Below are 16123 nucleotides of genomic sequence, written 5' to 3'. Positions count from 1 at the left end.
CCCGACATGCCGATCAACGTCCTCTTCGCCGCCGCCGAAGCCGACTGGCCCACCTATCGCGAACCGCTGACGCGCGCCTTCGCCGAGGCAGGGCTCGACTGCGCCCTCGCCCGCGACCTGCCCCCGGACCAGGTGGACTACATCGTCTATGCCCCCAGCAGCGCAGTGCAGGACTTTTCGCCCTTCACCCGGCTACGCGCCGTGCTCAGCCTGTGGGCCGGGGTCGAGCGCATCGTCGGCAACGATACCCTGCGCGTGCCGTTGGCCCGCATGGTCGATCACGGGCTGACCCAGGGCATGACCGAATGGGTCGTGGGCCATGTGCTGCGCCACCACCTGGGGATGGACAGCCACATCACCGGCCAGGACGGCACCTGGCGAAAATCTGTCCCCCCCCTGGCCCGGGACCGCAGCGTCGCCATGCTGGGTCTGGGCGCGCTCGGCCAGGCCGCCGCACGCGCGCTTGCCGGCCTCGGCTTCGATGTGACCGGCTGGAGCCGCACCGCAAAGTCTCTGGACGGGCTGAAGACCGATCACGGCGCAGAGGGGCTCGCCCGCGTCCTGCGCCGCGCCGAAATCGTGGTGCTGCTCCTGCCCGACACGCCGCAAACCCGGAACATCCTCGACGCCGACACGCTGTCGCTGCTGCCGCGCGGCGCCATCGTCATCAATCCCGGCCGCGGCACGCTGATCGACGACGACGCCCTTCTCGCAGCGCTGGACAGAGGTCAGATCGGCCACGCCACGCTCGACGTGTTCCGCACCGAACCGCTGCCGGCCGAACACCCGTACTGGTCCCACCCGCGCGTCACCGTCACCCCGCATATCGCCGCCGAAACGCGACCCGACTCCGCCGCCCGCGTGATCGCCGAAAACATCCGACGCGGCGAGGCGGGCGAGCCGCTCCTCCACCTCGTGGACCGCACCCGCGGCTACTGACCGCGCCCTGCTTCTTTCTGGTTCCAAATACCCCCGCCGGAGGCACGGCCCCTTTGGGGCCGTTCAGAAAGACGATGATCCCCTCACCGGGCATCGGGAAAGAACAGCTGCTCTCCCCCCACCCTGAAGGCCGCGATCGCCGCCTGCCCCTCCGGCCCCGTGAGCCAGTCGATGAAGGCCTGCCCCTCGCGCGCCTTCACGTGCGGATGCCGCGCGGGATTGACCAGGATCACGCCATACTGGTTGAACAGCCTTGGATCCCCCTCAACCAGAATGTCGAGCCCCGCCTTGTTACCGAAGGCGATCCATGTCCCGCGATCAGTCAGCGCATAGGCCCCCATCCCGGCCGCGATGTTCAGCGTCGCGCCCATGCCCGCACCCGTTTCGCGATACCACTCCCCCGATGCGGCCACCGGGTCGAGTCCGGTCAGCTTCCACAACCGCAGCTCGGCCTTGTGGGTACCGCTGTCATCCCCGCGTGATACGAACGGAGCCCGCGCCGCCGCGATCGCCCGGAACGCGGCAACCGCATCCTGCCCGCCCGCCACACCGGCCGGATCTTCGACCGGCCCGACCAGAACGAAATCGTTGTGCATCACGTCGAACCGCCGCACCCCCCAGCCATCGGCCACGAACCGCTCCTCGGCCGCCTTGTCATGCACGAGCAACACGTCGCCATCCCCATTCATCGCGTTGCGGATCGCGTGCCCCGTGCCCACAGCGACCACCCGCACCTCGATTCCGGTCCGCGCCGTGAACTGCGGCAGGATCGCGTCCAGCAGCCCGGAATTCTGCGTCGATGTCGTGGATTGCACGGTGATGAAGGGCGTCTCGGCCCTCGCCGCCCCCGCCAGCATGACGGCGGCGGCGACCGCGACCGCGCGCAACCAGCCCGCTCCAGGTTTCAGCATCATCGTTCCTTTCAGATCACCAGAGTTCCGGTCAGGAACTGGCGCGCGGCGAGCGTTGCCGGCGCCGCAAAGAACGCCGCCGCCGGCGCGTGCTCGACCACGCGTCCGGCCCGCATCAGCACCACGTCGCGCGCCATCCGCCGTGCCTGCCCGATATCATGCGACACCATCACCACCCGCATGCCCCGCCGCGAGGCGCGCTTGACCAGCGTCTCGATCGCCTGCGTCGCGGCCGGATCCAGCGCGCTGGTCGGCTCGTCCAGAAACAGAACCTCGGGTTCGATCGCCAGCGCCCGCAGAATCGCCAGCCGCTGCGCCTCCCCCCCCGACAGGCTCCGCGCCGACTGCCGGGCCTTGCGCGCCAAACCTCCCTCTGCCAGCAGCGCCCCGATCCGCGCACGCCGGTCGCCCCGCCCCAGCCCGCGCCGCCGCAGCACATAGTCCAGATTGGCCGCCACGGTTCGCCGCAACAGGACGGGGCGCTGAAACACCATCGCCTGGCGCTGCCGGATCGCGGCATCCAGCGGCACGCCGTCCTGCCGGATCGCCCCGCGATCAGGCCGGATCAATCCGTGCAGACACCGCAACAGCAGGCTCTTGCCGGCCCCGTTTGGCCCCAGGATCACCGTCGGTCCCGGCCCGCCCAGCACCAGCCGCGGCACATCCAGCAACGTGCCGCCATCGGCGCGGACCCGCAGCCCCTCGATCTCCAGCACGCCGTGCCGTATGGTTTCCGCAACCGGCAACTCACGCATGGCGCAACGCCTCGACATCGCCGCGCAGGCTCAGTGCGCTGACCGCACCCGTCACCGCAACCGCGATGCCCACCAGGATCACGCCGAGCGCCAGCGCCGGCGCCAGATTGCCCTTGGAGGTCTCCAGCGCGATCGTCGTGGTCATCACCCGCGTCACATGGTTGATGTTGCCCCCCACGATGATGACCGCCCCCATCTCGGCAATCGCGCGCCCGAACCCCGCGAGAACCGCGGTCAGCAGCGCCAGCCGCCCATCCCACAACAACGTCGGCACCGAGGCCAGCCGCGACACGCCCAAAGAGCGCAACTGCTCGGCATATTCCTCGTCCAGCGCCTCGACGACCTGCCGCGTCAACGCGGCAATGATCGGAAGAACCAGCAGAACCTGCGCGACGATCATCGCGGTCGGCGTATACAACAGCTGCATCCCGCCCAGCGGCCCCGATCGCGACAGCGCCAGATAGACCGCAAGCCCCACCACCACCGGCGGCAGGCCCATCAACGCATTCAACAGAACGATGAGAACCCGTCGCCCCGGAAACCGGTAAACCGCCAGCACCGCACCGACCGGCATGCCGATCAGCGCCGAAATCAGCACCGCGAGCACGGAGACACGCAGCGAAAGCAGCACGATTTCCCACAAGCCTGGATCGCCGGACAGAATCAGTCCCAGCGCACGGGTGAATTCTTGCGCAAAATCCTGCATTTCCTCCCTGAATTCTCCCCTTCCTTGCGTGTGATGCAGGATAACGAAGGAAAGCTCCGACCCGCCACACATTTCTGTGCGCGACACTCCGGGCCAGGGCACGACGTCCCCCCCGCCGCTGCTTCTTTCTGGTCCCAAATACCCAAGTTCCGACACTTGCAACGAAACGCCGCCCCCGGACCGGGGACGGCGCCTCTCCATGCGGAAAACGACCTTGCGCGGCAGCGCGCTATTTGGTCACGATCTCCGGCCCCATCAGCGTGTTGGGCAGGAAAGTGGACAGCCAGGGCACATAAGTCACCAGGATCAGGAACACGAACAGCACCGCGAGAAACGGCAGCGCCGCCGTGACCACCCGCATCATCGGCATCCCCGCCACGCCCGAAGTCACGAACAGGTTCAGACCCACCGGCGGCGTGATCATGCCGATCTCCATGTTCACCACCATGATGATGCCCAGATGGATCGGATCGATCCCCAGCTCGATCGCGATCGGGAACACCAGCGGCGCCACGATCACCAGCAGCCCCGACGGCTCCATGAACTGCCCGCCGATCAGCAGGATCACGTTGACCACGATCAGAAAGGTCACCGGCCCCAGCCCCGCCGACAGCATCGCCTCGGCGATGTGCTGCGGCACCTGCTCGTCGGTCAGCACATGTTTCAGGATCAGCGCATTGGCGATCACGAACATCAGCATGATCGTGAGCTTGCCGGCCTCGAACAGCGTGTGCACCGTGTCGCGATGAAAGAACGCGGTGACCAGCGCCTTGGGGTTCTCCAGCAGCGTCAGGTTGCGCCCCTCGCCTTCGGTCTTCAGCGGCCCCATGTCCCGATAGATGAAGGATGCCACGAAAAAGGCATAGACGGAGGCCACCGCCGCGGCCTCGGTCGGGGTGAAGAAGGCGCCCGTGACACCGGGGATGCCGTAGATACCCACCATGATGATGACGATCAGCATCAGCCCCCAGAAGGCCTCGCGGAAGCTGTCCCAGATCTCGCCCCAGCCCTGCCAGTCGCCCTTGGGCATGCCCTTGATGCGCGCCATCACATAGATCGCCACCATCAGCATCAGCCCCGCGACCAAGCCCGGAATGACCCCGGCCAGGAACATCCGCCCCACCGACACCTCGACGGCGGCGGCATAGACCACCATGACGATCGACGGCGGGATCAGGATGCCCAGCGTGCCCGCATTGCAGATCACGCCCGCGGCGAATTCCTTGGTATAGCCCGCCTGCCGCATCGCCGCGATGACGATGGTCCCGATCGCTACCACGGTCGCCGGCGACGACCCCGACAGCGCCGCGAACAGCATGCAGGCGAACACGCCCGAGATTGCCAGCCCCCCGCGCAGATGCCCCACGCAGGCGATCGAGAAGCGGATGATCCGCCGCGCCACCCCGCCGGTGGACATGAAGGACGAGGCGAGAATGAAGAAGGGGATCGCCAGAAGCGTGTAATGCCCCTCGAAGGCCGAAAACAGGGTCTGGGCAATCGAGGCCAGCGAGCTGTCCGAGAACGCCAGCAGGAAGAGGATCGACGACAGACCCAGCGACACCGCGATCGGCACGCCGATCAGCAGCATTCCCACGACCATCAGGAAAAGAATGGCAACGGTCATCGGCTTCAGCCCTCCTGATGCGCGCGGGCATCCGCGACGTCGTCTTCGACCTCGTGGCTGGCGATCATGCGGTCGATGTCGCCGCGCCAGATATGAACCGCCACCACCAAGAACCGATAAAACAGCAGCGCCATGCTGAGCGGCAGCACCGCGTAGGGAATGAACCGCGGCAGCTTTTCGTAATGGTCGCCGTCATTCATCGGCCCCTCGATGAACCGCAGCGCATCGGGCATTGGGATGTCGTTGACCTCGTACCAGCCCTTGGGGCGGAACTTGTCCTCGAACCCGGTGGGGAACCAGCGCCCCTCGGTGCCCGGCAGATTGGCGAAATTGGCCCAGTAGTCCCACGATCCCTTGAGCAGGAGAAAGGAAAACACGATGCACAAGCCCGCCGCGATCAGCGCCAGCGCCCTGCGAGGGCCCGGCCGAAGCATGTTGATGATCGCGTCCACGCCAAGATGCGCCTTTTTCTTGACCAGATAGGACGCGCCCAGCAGCACCAGCCAGGCAAACAGGAACACGGTGAGTTCCAGCGCCCACAGGATGTTGGAATTGAACGCCTTGCGCGCGATCACGTTGGCGAAAGTGATGACCGTCATGGCCCCGAGGATCACCGCGATCAGCGTCTCCTCGATGCGGTCGATGAACGAACTCCGATGGTCCTGCATCGGCCCTCCCCCGTTCCGCTGTGTCGGAAATCTCTTGCAAAAAGGGCGCGGCAGGCCATCCTTTCCTGCCGCGCCCACAGGTGAGCGGTGGCTTACATGCTCGCGTTGATCGCCTGGGCGGCGTCGATCATGTCCTGCCCGACGTCATCCTTGAACTTTTCCCAGACCGGCTTCATCGCATCGACCCATTCTTGGCGCTGTTCCGGCGTCAGGGTGCGGACCACGCCGCCGGCCGCGATGATCGCCTGCTTGGCCTCTTCGTTCACCTTGGTCGATTCCTTGTTCCGCGTCTCGGTGACCTCTTTCAGGATCGTCAGGAACTGCTCACGCACGTCTTCGGGCAGGCTGTCCAGCCAGTCCACGCTGGTCACCACCAGATAGTCGATGATGCCGTGGTTGGTCTCGGTCACGCCGTCCTGCACCTCGAAGAACTTCTTGCCGTAGATGTTGGACCAGGTGTTTTCCTGGCCGTCCACGACCCCCTGCTGCAGCGCGCCGTAGACTTCGGAAAAGGCCATCTTCTGCGGACTGCCGCCGATCGCCTCCATCTGCGCCACCAGAACATCCGAGGACTGCACGCGGAACTTCAACCCGTTGGCGTCCGAGGGGTGGATGAGCGGCTTGTTGGCCGACATCTGCTTCATGCCGTTGTGCCAGTAGGCCAGCCCCTGCAGGCCGCGCTTCTGCATCGAATCCAGCAGCGCCTGCCCAGCATCCGAGGCCTGGAACGCATCGACGGCGTTGATGTCCTTGAACATGAACGGCAGGTCGAAGATGCGGAACTTCTTGGTGAACTTCTCGAACTTCGACAGCGACGGCGCGGCCAGCTGCACGTCGCCCTGCAGGATCGCCTCAAGCACCTTGTTGTCGTTGTAGAGCGTGGAGTTCGGGTAGACCTCCATGCACATCTTGCCGTCCATTTCCTTGTTGACGCGCGTCTTCAGCAACTCGGCAGCGATCCCCTTGGGGTGCTTGTCGGTGTTGGTGACGTGGCTGAACTTGACGACGATCTCGCCGTCGTCGCACCCTTCGGGGTTGGCCAGGGCGGCCGTGGCAGTGAGCGCCAGAGCCGTGGCCGCGGTGGTCAGAAATTTGAGCATGTTCTCCTCCGGTTTCGAGAATACTGGGGCGCGCACGGAGTTCCGTGGCGTCGCGAGGAGTCAAGCGAGTCGGCGCGAATCGCTCAAGCCCTTGGTTGCCGATTCGCCGAATCCCGGGAAATCGCTTTGTTTTCCGTTGCTTGTGGAATCTGCCATATCCGATGAATCAAAACGACGCCACGTCATGTGCGGGATTTCACACAGCCCGTCACCGACATTGTGCGAAATTTCGCACAAATGTTAGCGCCTGTAGTTCTCGGGGCGAATCCCGTGCCGGGCCAGCTTGTCGTAGAAGGTCTTGCGCGGCAGCTTGAGCGCCTGCGCCGCGGCGGATGCCCGCCCGTTGTGCCGCCCCAGCGCGGCGATCAGCAGCGACCGTTCCACCCGCGCCATCTGCTCGGCCAGTCCCAGGTCGGCGGCCTGCGTCACCTCGTCGGGCATGCCCAGGACAAAGCGCATCGCCGCGCTCATCAGCGACCGGGCATTCCCGGGCCAGTCCTGCGCCATCAGCGCGGCGGTGTGTTCGGGCGTGACCTCGGGCGGGGCGATCCCGGCCTGTTCGGCGGCCTGTTCGACATAGTGGCGGAACAGCACGGGGATGTCCTCGGGGCGCTCGGCCAGTGACGGGATGCGCACCGTGCCGACCTGAAGGCGATAGAACAGGTCGGGGTGGATTGTGTCCTCGTCCAGCGGAACCGTTGACCCCGCAATCAGCCGGGGCGCCCCCTTCTCTTCCAGCGCCGCGACCAGCGCCAGTTGCGTGTCCGCAGGCAGCCGCGCGATTTCGTCCAGAAACAGCGACCCGCCCACCGCCGCCTCCAGCGCCTGCGCCAGCGCAGCCCGGCCCAGCCCCTGCGCGGCGTGTTTCTCGAACGGCCCCTGCGCGGCGGGCGCGCACAGATGTACCACCTCGGCCACCTTCGGCGTGCCGCTACCCGGCGGGCCGATCACCAGAACGTCGGTGCCCAGCCGCGCCAGTTCGCGCACCCGCGCCCGCAAATCCTGCGCCAGTTCGGACACGCCAAAGATCAACCGCGCCGCCGGATCGCCGGCTTCGCGCCGGACCCGCTCGGCCCGGTCCTGCATCACCGCCCGGCGACGTTCCAGCGCCTTGCGCAGCTCGGCCACCAGGTCCGACGGCGAACAGGGCTTTTCGAGAAACCCGAACGCCCCCTGCTCCACCGCGCGCAATGCCATCGGGATGTCGCCCTCGCCCGTCAGCAGGATCACCGGCAGATCCTCGTCCACCTCGCGCGCATGGGCCAGCAAATGGAACCCGTCGCGGCCCGGCATGCGGATGTCCGACAGGATCACGCCGGGGAAATCGCGGGTGATGTGGTCCTTGGCCGCCACGAACGACCCCACCGCGATCGGGCGCAGGTCCGCCAGCTCCAGCGTCTGCGCCAGCGCCTCGCGCACCTCGATGTCGTCATCGACCAGAAGCACCGGATCGGTCATGCGGCCTGCTCCTCTCCTTCCTGCCAGCGATCCAGTTCGACGGTGAACACGGCGCCGCCCTCGGGGCTGTTGGCGCCACGGATATTGCCGCCAAAGCTTTGAACGATACCATAGGAAATCGACAGCCCCAGCCCCATGCCGCCGCCGACCTCCTTGGTGGAATAGAAGGGTTCGAAGATCCGGTCCGGATCGACGATGCCGGGGCCGTTGTCGGCGACGGTCACCGCCAGCCGATCGCCATCCTCGATGCGGATGCGGATCCGGCGGTCGCCCTGATCGGCCATCGCGTCGGCGGCATTGTTGATGAGGTTGATGAGAACCTGCCCCAGCCGCACCTCGCCGCCCCAGGCGTAAACGGGTCCATCCGGCGGCACCCAGTCCAGCACGACGCTTTCGGCGCGCAGCCGCGCCTCGGTCAGTTCCACCGCCGCCGTCACCACCGCCACCAGATCGATCCGCGCCGGCGGCTCCGCCTCGTTGCGGGCAAAGGCGCGCAGGTTGCGGATGATCCGCGCCGCCCGCGCCGCCAGCTGCGCGATCCGGTCCAGATTTCGCGCGGCCGTCTCCACCCGCCCCCTTTCCAACAGCGCCGCGCCGTTTTCGGCGAACTGCTGGATCGCCATCAGCGGCTGGTTCAACTCGTGACTGATGCCCGCGCTCATCTGCCCCAGCGCGCTCAGCTTGCCCGCCTGCACCAGCTCCGCCTGGGCCCGCCGCAGCGCCGCCTCTGCCTCGTGGCGTTCCTCGATTTCGCGCAGCAGCCGCCGGTTGGTGTCGGACAGCTCGCGCGTGCGCGCCTCCACCCTTTGCTCCAGCTCGGCGTTTGCCTCGGCCAGCGCCCGGCGACGCTCCATCGTCATGTAGAGCACCGCGCCAAAGGCCAGACAGACCGCCGCGATGGCCGCCGCCTGCAACCCCGCCAGCCGCCGCGCGGGCCCGACATCGACCAGCACCTCTCCGGTCAGGCCGATCACCGGCAGCGGCCGCGACAGATGCAGCGCGCGGGCCGGCACATAAGGCCCCCACCCCAGCCGCCAGATTTCATGCCGCCCGATGGTCTGCACGTCAAAGGCCGCCGCCGCCCCTTGCGCGGGCCGCAGCCCCACCCAGCCCTCGGGCCGCTGCCAGAACAGCAGTTCCGAACGGTTGGTGATGAACACCTCTCCGCGCGTATCGGTGAAATAGACCACCGGCGCGCTGCCCCGCCAAGTGCTCTCCACGTCCTCGACATCGGCGACCACCACCAGCGCCCCGCGCACACGCCCCCCTGCGCCAAAGACCGGCGCGGCATAGCTGTAAACCCGGTGCCCGCCGGCGGAATCGACGCCGTGATCGCTGCCCAACGCCCCCTGCATCGCACGCCGGAACTGCGCCGACCCGGCGACGGACCGTCCCGCGCCGCCACGGGCCGAGACCAGAACCGTGCCGTCAGGGGCGACAAAATAGATGTCAAAGGCCGAGGTCTTGTCCGCCACCTCGGTCAGAACGTCCCGCGCCGCCACGCGCCGCGACGGATCATCAAGCCCGTCCAGCACCGGGTGATCGGCCATCAGAACGGCCAGTTCGCGATAGACCTGCAACTGCGTGCTCAGCCGGTCGCTGGCCAGTTCCAGATCGGCCCGGCCCCGCCGGGCCAGCTGGTCCAGCGCCTGCAGATAGCCATAGCGCCAAACCGCGCCTGCAAGCACCCCCACCGCCAGCAAAAAGGCCGGCACGATCCATCTTCGGTTCCGTTCCATCGACCGCAACCTAACCCAGCTTTCCGCCGGCTTGAACGACTTTAGCCGCCCGACGGGCCGGCAATATCAGGCCAGACCAGCGCGGCGCCCGCCCATGCGGCCAGAACCAAGGGACTCTTTCATCTTGCTGCAAATACTCCGGGGAGCGCGAGGGGCAGAGCCCCTCGCATCAGTCGGATTGGCGCAGCCAATCCGAAACCATCTTTCGGTTCCGCCAACTCACTTTTCCGATTTTACCCCGATTTCTTCCTCCTGGCCAACTTCGCCCAGGACCCGTTCGATCCCTGCCGCCACGTCCTCGAGATCCGCCGGCTCGAGCCCCGGCGTCTTGATCCGCGCGACGACAGGCGCGCCCACCGCCCTGCGCGACTTGGCGTAGGACGGGTCATAATGCTGCTCCATCAGAGCCCGGGTCAGACCCACGCGATCGCCCGCCTCGATCAGCGAAAACCACCCCTCCACCACATCGCGCCCACGGTGCGCCTTGAGCGGACGCAGCTTGCACTGCAACCGCTCGGAATCGGACAGGATGTCCTCGTAGGCGCGCGCCAGATACCGCGCCCGCGCCTCGATCGGAGCGACGATCTCGATCCTCGGCGCGACTTTCATCGCCTGCCAGAGACTGGGCGGCAGAATCCGGGCGCCGATCTTGCTCGACTCGGCCTCGACCACTACCGGCCGGGTCGGATCCAGCGCGGTCAATTCCACCGCCAGGCGGGTCTCGAAGGCCTTCTGGCCGGGTTGCGGATCGGACATCTCGCCCAGTAGCGAACCACGGTGCGCGGCCAGGCCTTCAAGGTCGATTACCTGCACGCCCCTGACGCGCAACAGCCCCAGCAGTTCGGTCTTGGCGGTTCCGGTATAGCCGTCGAGCGCGATCAGCCGGTGCGGCAGCGCGTCATTGTAGAGATAACGGTTCACAAGCCGTCGATAGGTCTGGTAGCCGCCTTGCACCGAATCCGCCCGCCACCCGATCTGCTGCAGCAACCATGTGAAGGATCCCGATCTCTGTCCGCCCCGCCAGCAGTAGACCAGCGGCCGCCAGCCGCCGGAACGGTCCATCAGGCGCAGCTCGATATGATCGGCGGCGTTGCGGAATACCAATGCGGCACCGATCTTTCGCGCGAGAAAGGGGCTTTGCTGTTTGTATATGGTTCCAACGCGGGCGCGCTCCTCGTCGTCGAGCACGGGCAGGTTGATCGCACCCGGCACGTGGTCTTCGGCATATTCGGCGGGACTGCGCACGTCGATCACGGTGTCGAAACCGTGATTCAGGATGTCGGCGAGGGACGTGTATTCGATGGCCATGCGCCCCTCTAGCGCGGATTGTGCGAAACCGGAAGCGTACCGCTTGAGGCAAGCGTGGAACCGGGGGCCAGCCCCCGGACCCCCGGGGTATTTGGAACCAGAAAGAAGCGGGTTGGATCAGTCCGCGTCGATCGGTTCGATCAGCCGCGATCCGGTGGCGCGATTGGAATTGACCGCCGTGGAGACGCGGTGGAAGCCCAGAACCTCGTCATCCGCGGGCACCATCAGGCGCGCGGCGCCCTTTCCGGCCTCGCCCAGCCAGAGCGGCCAGTCGGGCGGTTCGAGGATCAGCGGCATCCGGCTGTGGATCGAAGAAATCCCAGCGTTGGCGGGCGTGGTGACGATGGCGCAGGTGGCGATCGGGTGATCCGTGCCCCAGTTCTGCCAGATGCCGCCCAGCGCCATCGGCGCCCCGTCCCTGCGGTAGATGTACCAGGGCAAGCGCCTGCCTTCCGGCGTCTTGTGCCATTCGTAGAACCCCGAGGCCACCACGATGCAGCGCCGTTCGCGACAGGCCGCGCGGAAGGCGGGTTTGTCCGCGAGGGTTTCGGCACGCGCGTTGATCAGAAGCGGGCCGTCGGTTTCGCTCTTGTACCAGTACGGCAGGAAGCCCCATCGCATGCCCACCAGTTGGCGCCCGGTATCCGAGCCACGCACGACGTGGATCCGGTTCGTCGGGCAGACGTTGTAGTTCGGAACCGGCGGCAGGTCGTTCGCCGGCCGGGCCGCGAAAAGCCGGGCCATCGCGTCAATGGGCACATTTATGGCAAAGCGTCCGCACATTCTTGTCCACGCCATGGCTGGGCGAAACGGCACGCCGGTTGCGTTCCGCTGCGCATTCTACTGCCCCGTGCAGGACGGAGCGGAAGCCGGGCAGATCCTCACGGCAAGTGCCGTTCAGCTGCGCCGGCCGGTTCATTCCCTCTCGGTCGGGCGGCACTGGCGCCAGCATCCGCAAATGCCGGCGCCGTTCATGAAATGGCTCGACCCGGCGCCTTGGCCCGAAATCGCCTGATCCTCACTTCCGGACGATCCGGTTTTCGGTGAAGGGCTTGTAGGGCTGGTTCGCGGCCAGGTATTCGGCCACCACATCGGCCAGATCGGGTCCGTAGTCATACGCGTCCTTGTCGTCGCCGGCGAACATCTTGTAGCCGTCGCCACCGTTGCGAACATAATTGTTGGTCACCACGAGATAGGTCGCCTTGGGGTCGATCGGAACGTATCCGTCATCCGTCTTGACCAACACCTCGACGATGCGGCTGCCCGGCGGCTGCGCGGGATCCCAGGCAAAGCGCATCCCCGCCACCTGCGGAAAGCGGCCCTTGACTTCCTCGACCTGGCTCATGCCGTTTTCCAGCGCGTCGATGATCCCCTGGCCGCTGATCTGGAAGGTCGAGAGCGTGTTCTGGAACGGCAGAACGGTCAGCACTTCGCCCATGGTGATCGGCCCGGCGTCGATGCTCGCGCGCAGGCCGCCCGAGTTCATGATGGCGATCTGCACGCCCTGGTCGGCAACGCGATCCAGCATCGCATCGGCCACCAGATTCCCCATCGCGCATTCCTGCACCCGGCAGATATCGCGGCTGCCCTCGATCGCGGACGCGGCCCGGGCGATCACCTTCTGCCGGATCTCTTCGAGCGGCTGCGCCAGTTCCTGCACCCGCGCCACGACCTGCGCGTCCTCGGTGATGGAGACGTCCATGATCAGCGGCTCACCCACCGCCTCGGTCAGATTGCCGGCATCGTCAAAGGTCACGTTCAGCTCGCCCAGGAACTTGCCATAGGCATAGGCCTGCACGATCGCCACGCCGTTCACCATGGTCGGGTAAGGCCCTTTGGCGCGGTCGGAGGTGTTGGACAGCAGCGTATGCGAATGCCCGCCCACGATCACGTCCACGCCCCGCGCCCCGGCTGCCACGCGCTTGTCCACGTCATAGCCGGAATGGCTGAGCACGATGATTTTGTTCACGCCCTGCGCCGTCAGCCTGTCCACCTCGGCCTGCACGGCCGGGACGGGATCGGTGAAATGCACGTTGGGTCCGGGCGAGGACAGCTCATCGGTATCCTCGGGCGTGAGCCCAATGAGCCCCAGCTTCTCTCCGCCCCGCTCGATCACCGTCGATTTCAGGATCTTGGTGGCCAGCACCTCCTCGGCGCTCACGTCGGCATTGGACATCAGCACCGGGAACTCTACCGCATCCATGAAGCCGCGCAGCACCTCTGGCCCGTCGTCGAATTCGTGGTTGCCCACGGTCATCGCGTCATAGCCCATGCGGTTCATCATTTCGGCCGCGACCTTGCCCTTGTAATAGGTGTAGAACAGCGAGCCCTGGAACTGGTCGCCCCCGTCCACGAGAATCGAATTGTTCGACCTCTGCCGCGCCTGCGCGATCGCGGTCATCAGCCGGGCCGAGCCGCCAAAGCATTTTCCGGCCGCGTTGTCCTCGGGCTTGCAGCCACTGTCGTATTTGTTGATCGGCTCGATCCGCGAATGGAAATCGTTGGTGTGCAGGATCGTCAGCTTGTAGTCGGCCGTGGCGGCAGTGGCGGAAATGGCCAGCGCCGCACAAGAGGCCAGCAATGGCTTGAACATGGAAATCTCCCCGTTTAGTTGTTATGCGCTGATCCTGCGCGGCAATGACGGCCCTGTCAAAGATCGTGTCGGGGCAACCGCGTTCCGGGTTGAAAACGCGCCGCCGCCGGGGCATCACCCTATCCATGCTGATCTACAAGATATTCCGCGCCCCCGAATGGGCGGCGCTGCAAGAGGCGGGCGAGACCGCCGGCGCCCCGGTCGATCTGGCCGACGGCTTCATTCACTTCTCCACCGCCGAACAGGTGGCCGAAACGGCGGCGAAACATTTCGCCGGCGAAGACGGGCTGGTGCTGCTGGCGGTCGATGCCGAAACGCTGGGCGAGGCGCTGAGATGGGAACCGTCGCGGGGCGGCGCGCTGTTCCCGCACCTCTACCGCAGGTTACGGCTGGCCGAGGTGCTGTGGGCCAAGCCGCTGCCCCTTGTCGACGGCATCCATCGCTTCCCGGAGGATCTGCAATGACCGACGCCTTTATCGACCCCGACCGCGCGCAGTTCGAAGCCTTCAAGGCGCTCGACCGCGACCTGCCGATCGACATGCTGAACCTTGTGCGCCTGCGCGATCTGGCCGCCTATCCCGACGGGCACGACCTGGCGGGCAAGGGGCTGACCGGCGCCGACGCCTATGCCCGTTACGGCGCCGAAAGCGGCCCCGTCTTCGCCCGCGTGGGCGGGCGGATCGTCTGGCGCGGTGAATTCCAGACCACGCTGATCGGGCCGGGCGACGAACGCTGGGATCACTGCTTCGTCGCGCGTTACCCCTCGGCGCACGCCTTCCTGCAGATGGTGACGGACCCCGACTACCGGCAGGCCGTAGTGCACCGGCAGGCGGCGGTGCTGACCTCGCGCCTGATCCGCTGCGCCACCGCCGAGGCCGGAGAGGTGTTCGGCTGATGCCCACGATCATGGAACGCGCGGGGCTGGCGGCGCTGCGCTGCCTCGACCCGGAAACCGGACACCGGCTGGCGATCCGCGCCCTGCAACTGGGCCTGACCCCGCAGCCGGGGCCCGTCACCTCGCCCCGCCTGCGCACGCGGCTTGCGGGGCTGGACCTGCCGAACCCGGTCGGGCTGGCGGCAGGCTTCGACAAGAATGCCGAGGCGCTGGTGCCGCTCTCCCGTTCCGGCTTCGGCTTCATCGAGGTCGGCGCGGTGACCCCCCGCCCCCAGCCCGGCAATCCGCGCCCCCGTCTTTTCCGTCTGACCCGGGACCGGGCGGCGATCAACCGCTTCGGTTTCAACAATGATGGGATGGAGGCGGTCGCCGCACGCCTTGCCCGGCGACCGAAGAACGCTGTGATCGGCCTGAACCTCGGCGCCAACAAGGACAGCACCGACCGCGCCGGCGACTATGCCCGCGTTTTGGCCCGCTGCGGGCAATGGCTGGATTTCGCCACCGTCAACGTCTCCTCCCCCAATACCGAGAAACTGCGCGACCTGCAGGGCAAGGACGCGCTGGGCGCGCTCTTGCACGGGGTGATGGAGACGCGCGACCGTCTCACCCGCCCGATCCCGGTGTTTCTGAAGATCGCCCCCGACCTGACCGATGCCGAACTGCAGGACATCGCCGAGGTGGCCCGCGACAGCGGCCTCGACGCGATCATCGCCACCAACACCACTCTGGACCGCACCGGCCTGCGCGCCCCCCATGCCGGCGAAAAAGGCGGGCTGTCCGGCGCGCCTCTGTTCGAAAAATCGACCCGCGTGCTGGCGAAACTCTCGGTGATGACCGATGGCGCGATACCGCTGATCGGGGTGGGCGGGATCGGCTCGGCCGAGGACGCCTATGCCAAGATCCGCGCCGGCGCCTGCGCCGTGCAGCTCTATACCGCGCTGGTCTATGGCGGCCTGTCGCTGGCAGCCGAGATCGCCCGCGGGCTGGACCGGCTGTTGCAGCGCGACGGTTTCGCCAACGTGGCCGAAGCCGTCGGCACCGACAGGGAGACATGGACATGATCGAACTCTGGCACAACCCGCGCTGCTCGAAATCCCGCGCGGCGCTTGCATTGCTCAAGGAACGCGGCGCGGAGGTGAAGGTGCGCCGTTACCTGGACGAACCACCGACCGAGGACGAAATCCGCGCCGCCCGTGCCGCGCTGGGCAACCCGCCGGCGATCGAGATGATGCGCCCAGGGGAAAAACGCTTCCGCGAACTGGGTCTGAACAAGTCCGACGACGACGACACCCTGATCGCGGCGATGGCGGCGCATCCGATCCTGATCGAACGTCCCCTTGCGATCCGCGACGGCAAGGCCGTCATCGGCCGCCCGCCGGAAAACGTCCTGTCACTCCTCTGAGGGAGACGTCCCCCCGTCCCCTTCA

General features: G+C 66.7%; 16 protein-coding genes. 5 read left to right on the top strand and 11 right to left on the bottom strand.

Annotation, left to right across the window (positions count from 1 at the left end; translation table 11 throughout):
- Positions 1 to 6: 6 nt before the first annotated feature.
- Entirely contained in the window at positions 7 to 939 is a 933-nt protein-coding gene (locus tag C4S70_RS00870) for a 2-hydroxyacid dehydrogenase (protein ID WP_104006218.1), read from the top strand.
- A gap of 83 nt (positions 940 to 1022) precedes the next feature.
- Here the strand turns inward: C4S70_RS00870 and C4S70_RS00865 are convergent, their stop codons facing one another.
- From C4S70_RS00865 to C4S70_RS00810, 11 genes are all read right to left on the bottom strand, one after another.
- On the bottom strand, positions 1023 to 1850 hold the full coding sequence (locus C4S70_RS00865; protein ID WP_104006645.1) for a substrate-binding domain-containing protein: 828 nt from the start codon (positions 1848 to 1850) through the stop codon (positions 1023 to 1025).
- 11 nt (positions 1851 to 1861) lie between these two features.
- Positions 1862 to 2605, bottom strand: a complete 744-nt coding sequence (locus C4S70_RS00860; protein ID WP_104006217.1) for an ATP-binding cassette domain-containing protein — start codon at positions 2603 to 2605, stop codon at positions 1862 to 1864.
- Positions 2598 to 3311, bottom strand: a complete 714-nt coding sequence (locus C4S70_RS00855) for an ABC transporter permease (protein WP_104006216.1) — start codon at positions 3309 to 3311, stop codon at positions 2598 to 2600. Before C4S70_RS00855 ends, C4S70_RS00860 begins: the two co-directional genes overlap by 8 nt.
- Before the next feature lie 229 nt (positions 3312 to 3540).
- Positions 3541 to 4935, bottom strand: a complete 1395-nt coding sequence (locus C4S70_RS00850; RefSeq protein WP_104006215.1) for a TRAP transporter large permease — start codon at positions 4933 to 4935, stop codon at positions 3541 to 3543.
- A 5-nt stretch (positions 4936 to 4940) separates the two neighbouring features.
- A complete protein-coding gene (locus tag C4S70_RS00845) occupies positions 4941 to 5603 on the bottom strand; it encodes a TRAP transporter small permease (RefSeq protein ID WP_104006214.1) in 663 nt (220 codons plus the stop codon).
- 92 nt (positions 5604 to 5695) lie between these two features.
- Positions 5696 to 6703 (bottom strand): TRAP transporter substrate-binding protein, encoded by a 1008-nt coding sequence (locus C4S70_RS00840; protein ID WP_104006213.1) that lies wholly within the window; start codon positions 6701 to 6703, stop codon positions 5696 to 5698.
- 240 nt (positions 6704 to 6943) lie between these two features.
- Positions 6944 to 8161, bottom strand: a complete 1218-nt coding sequence (locus C4S70_RS00835) for a sigma-54-dependent transcriptional regulator (protein WP_104006212.1) — start codon at positions 8159 to 8161, stop codon at positions 6944 to 6946.
- Entirely contained in the window at positions 8158 to 9900 is a 1743-nt protein-coding gene (locus C4S70_RS00830; RefSeq protein WP_104006211.1) for a sensor histidine kinase, read from the bottom strand. Before C4S70_RS00830 ends, C4S70_RS00835 begins: the two co-directional genes overlap by 4 nt.
- A 219-nt stretch (positions 9901 to 10119) precedes the next feature.
- Positions 10120 to 11208, bottom strand: a complete 1089-nt coding sequence (gene mnmH, locus C4S70_RS00825; RefSeq protein ID WP_104006210.1) for a tRNA 2-selenouridine(34) synthase MnmH — start codon at positions 11206 to 11208, stop codon at positions 10120 to 10122.
- Between the two features lie 117 nt (positions 11209 to 11325).
- Complete coding sequence (locus C4S70_RS00820) at positions 11326 to 11991, bottom strand: SOS response-associated peptidase (RefSeq protein ID WP_104006209.1); 666 nt, start codon at positions 11989 to 11991, stop codon at positions 11326 to 11328.
- A gap of 235 nt (positions 11992 to 12226) precedes the next feature.
- The gene (locus C4S70_RS00810) at positions 12227 to 13801 is read right to left on the bottom strand and encodes a bifunctional metallophosphatase/5'-nucleotidase (RefSeq protein WP_104006207.1); all 1575 of its coding nucleotides are present in this window, start codon (positions 13799 to 13801) and stop codon (positions 12227 to 12229) included.
- Positions 13802 to 13926: 125 nt separating this feature from the next.
- Here C4S70_RS00810 and C4S70_RS00805 point away from each other — a divergent pair, with 125 nt between their 5' ends.
- The 4 genes from C4S70_RS00805 to arsC are packed head-to-tail and all read left to right on the top strand — an operon-like array spanning position 13927 to position 16098.
- Positions 13927 to 14265: a DUF952 domain-containing protein gene (locus C4S70_RS00805; RefSeq protein ID WP_104006644.1), complete on the top strand. Its 339-nt coding sequence runs from the start codon at positions 13927 to 13929 to the stop codon at positions 14263 to 14265.
- Complete coding sequence (locus tag C4S70_RS00800) at positions 14262 to 14696, top strand: DUF1330 domain-containing protein (protein WP_104006206.1); 435 nt, start codon at positions 14262 to 14264, stop codon at positions 14694 to 14696. Before C4S70_RS00805 ends, C4S70_RS00800 begins: the two co-directional genes overlap by 4 nt.
- Complete coding sequence (locus C4S70_RS00795; protein ID WP_104006205.1) at positions 14696 to 15757, top strand: quinone-dependent dihydroorotate dehydrogenase; 1062 nt, start codon at positions 14696 to 14698, stop codon at positions 15755 to 15757. Before C4S70_RS00800 ends, C4S70_RS00795 begins: the two co-directional genes overlap by 1 nt.
- Positions 15754 to 16098, top strand: a complete 345-nt coding sequence (arsC, locus tag C4S70_RS00790) for an arsenate reductase (glutaredoxin) (RefSeq protein ID WP_104006204.1) — start codon at positions 15754 to 15756, stop codon at positions 16096 to 16098. The genes C4S70_RS00795 and arsC overlap by 4 nt, the downstream gene beginning before the upstream one ends.
- The last annotated feature ends 25 nt before the right edge of the window (positions 16099 to 16123 follow it).

The sequence above is a fragment of the Jhaorihella thermophila genome (assembly GCF_900108275.1).
Lineage (GTDB): Bacteria > Pseudomonadota > Alphaproteobacteria > Rhodobacterales > Rhodobacteraceae > Jhaorihella > Jhaorihella thermophila.
The sequence above is the reverse complement of the archived record's forward strand: the minus strand, read 5'-3'. Positions and strand labels throughout refer to the sequence as shown.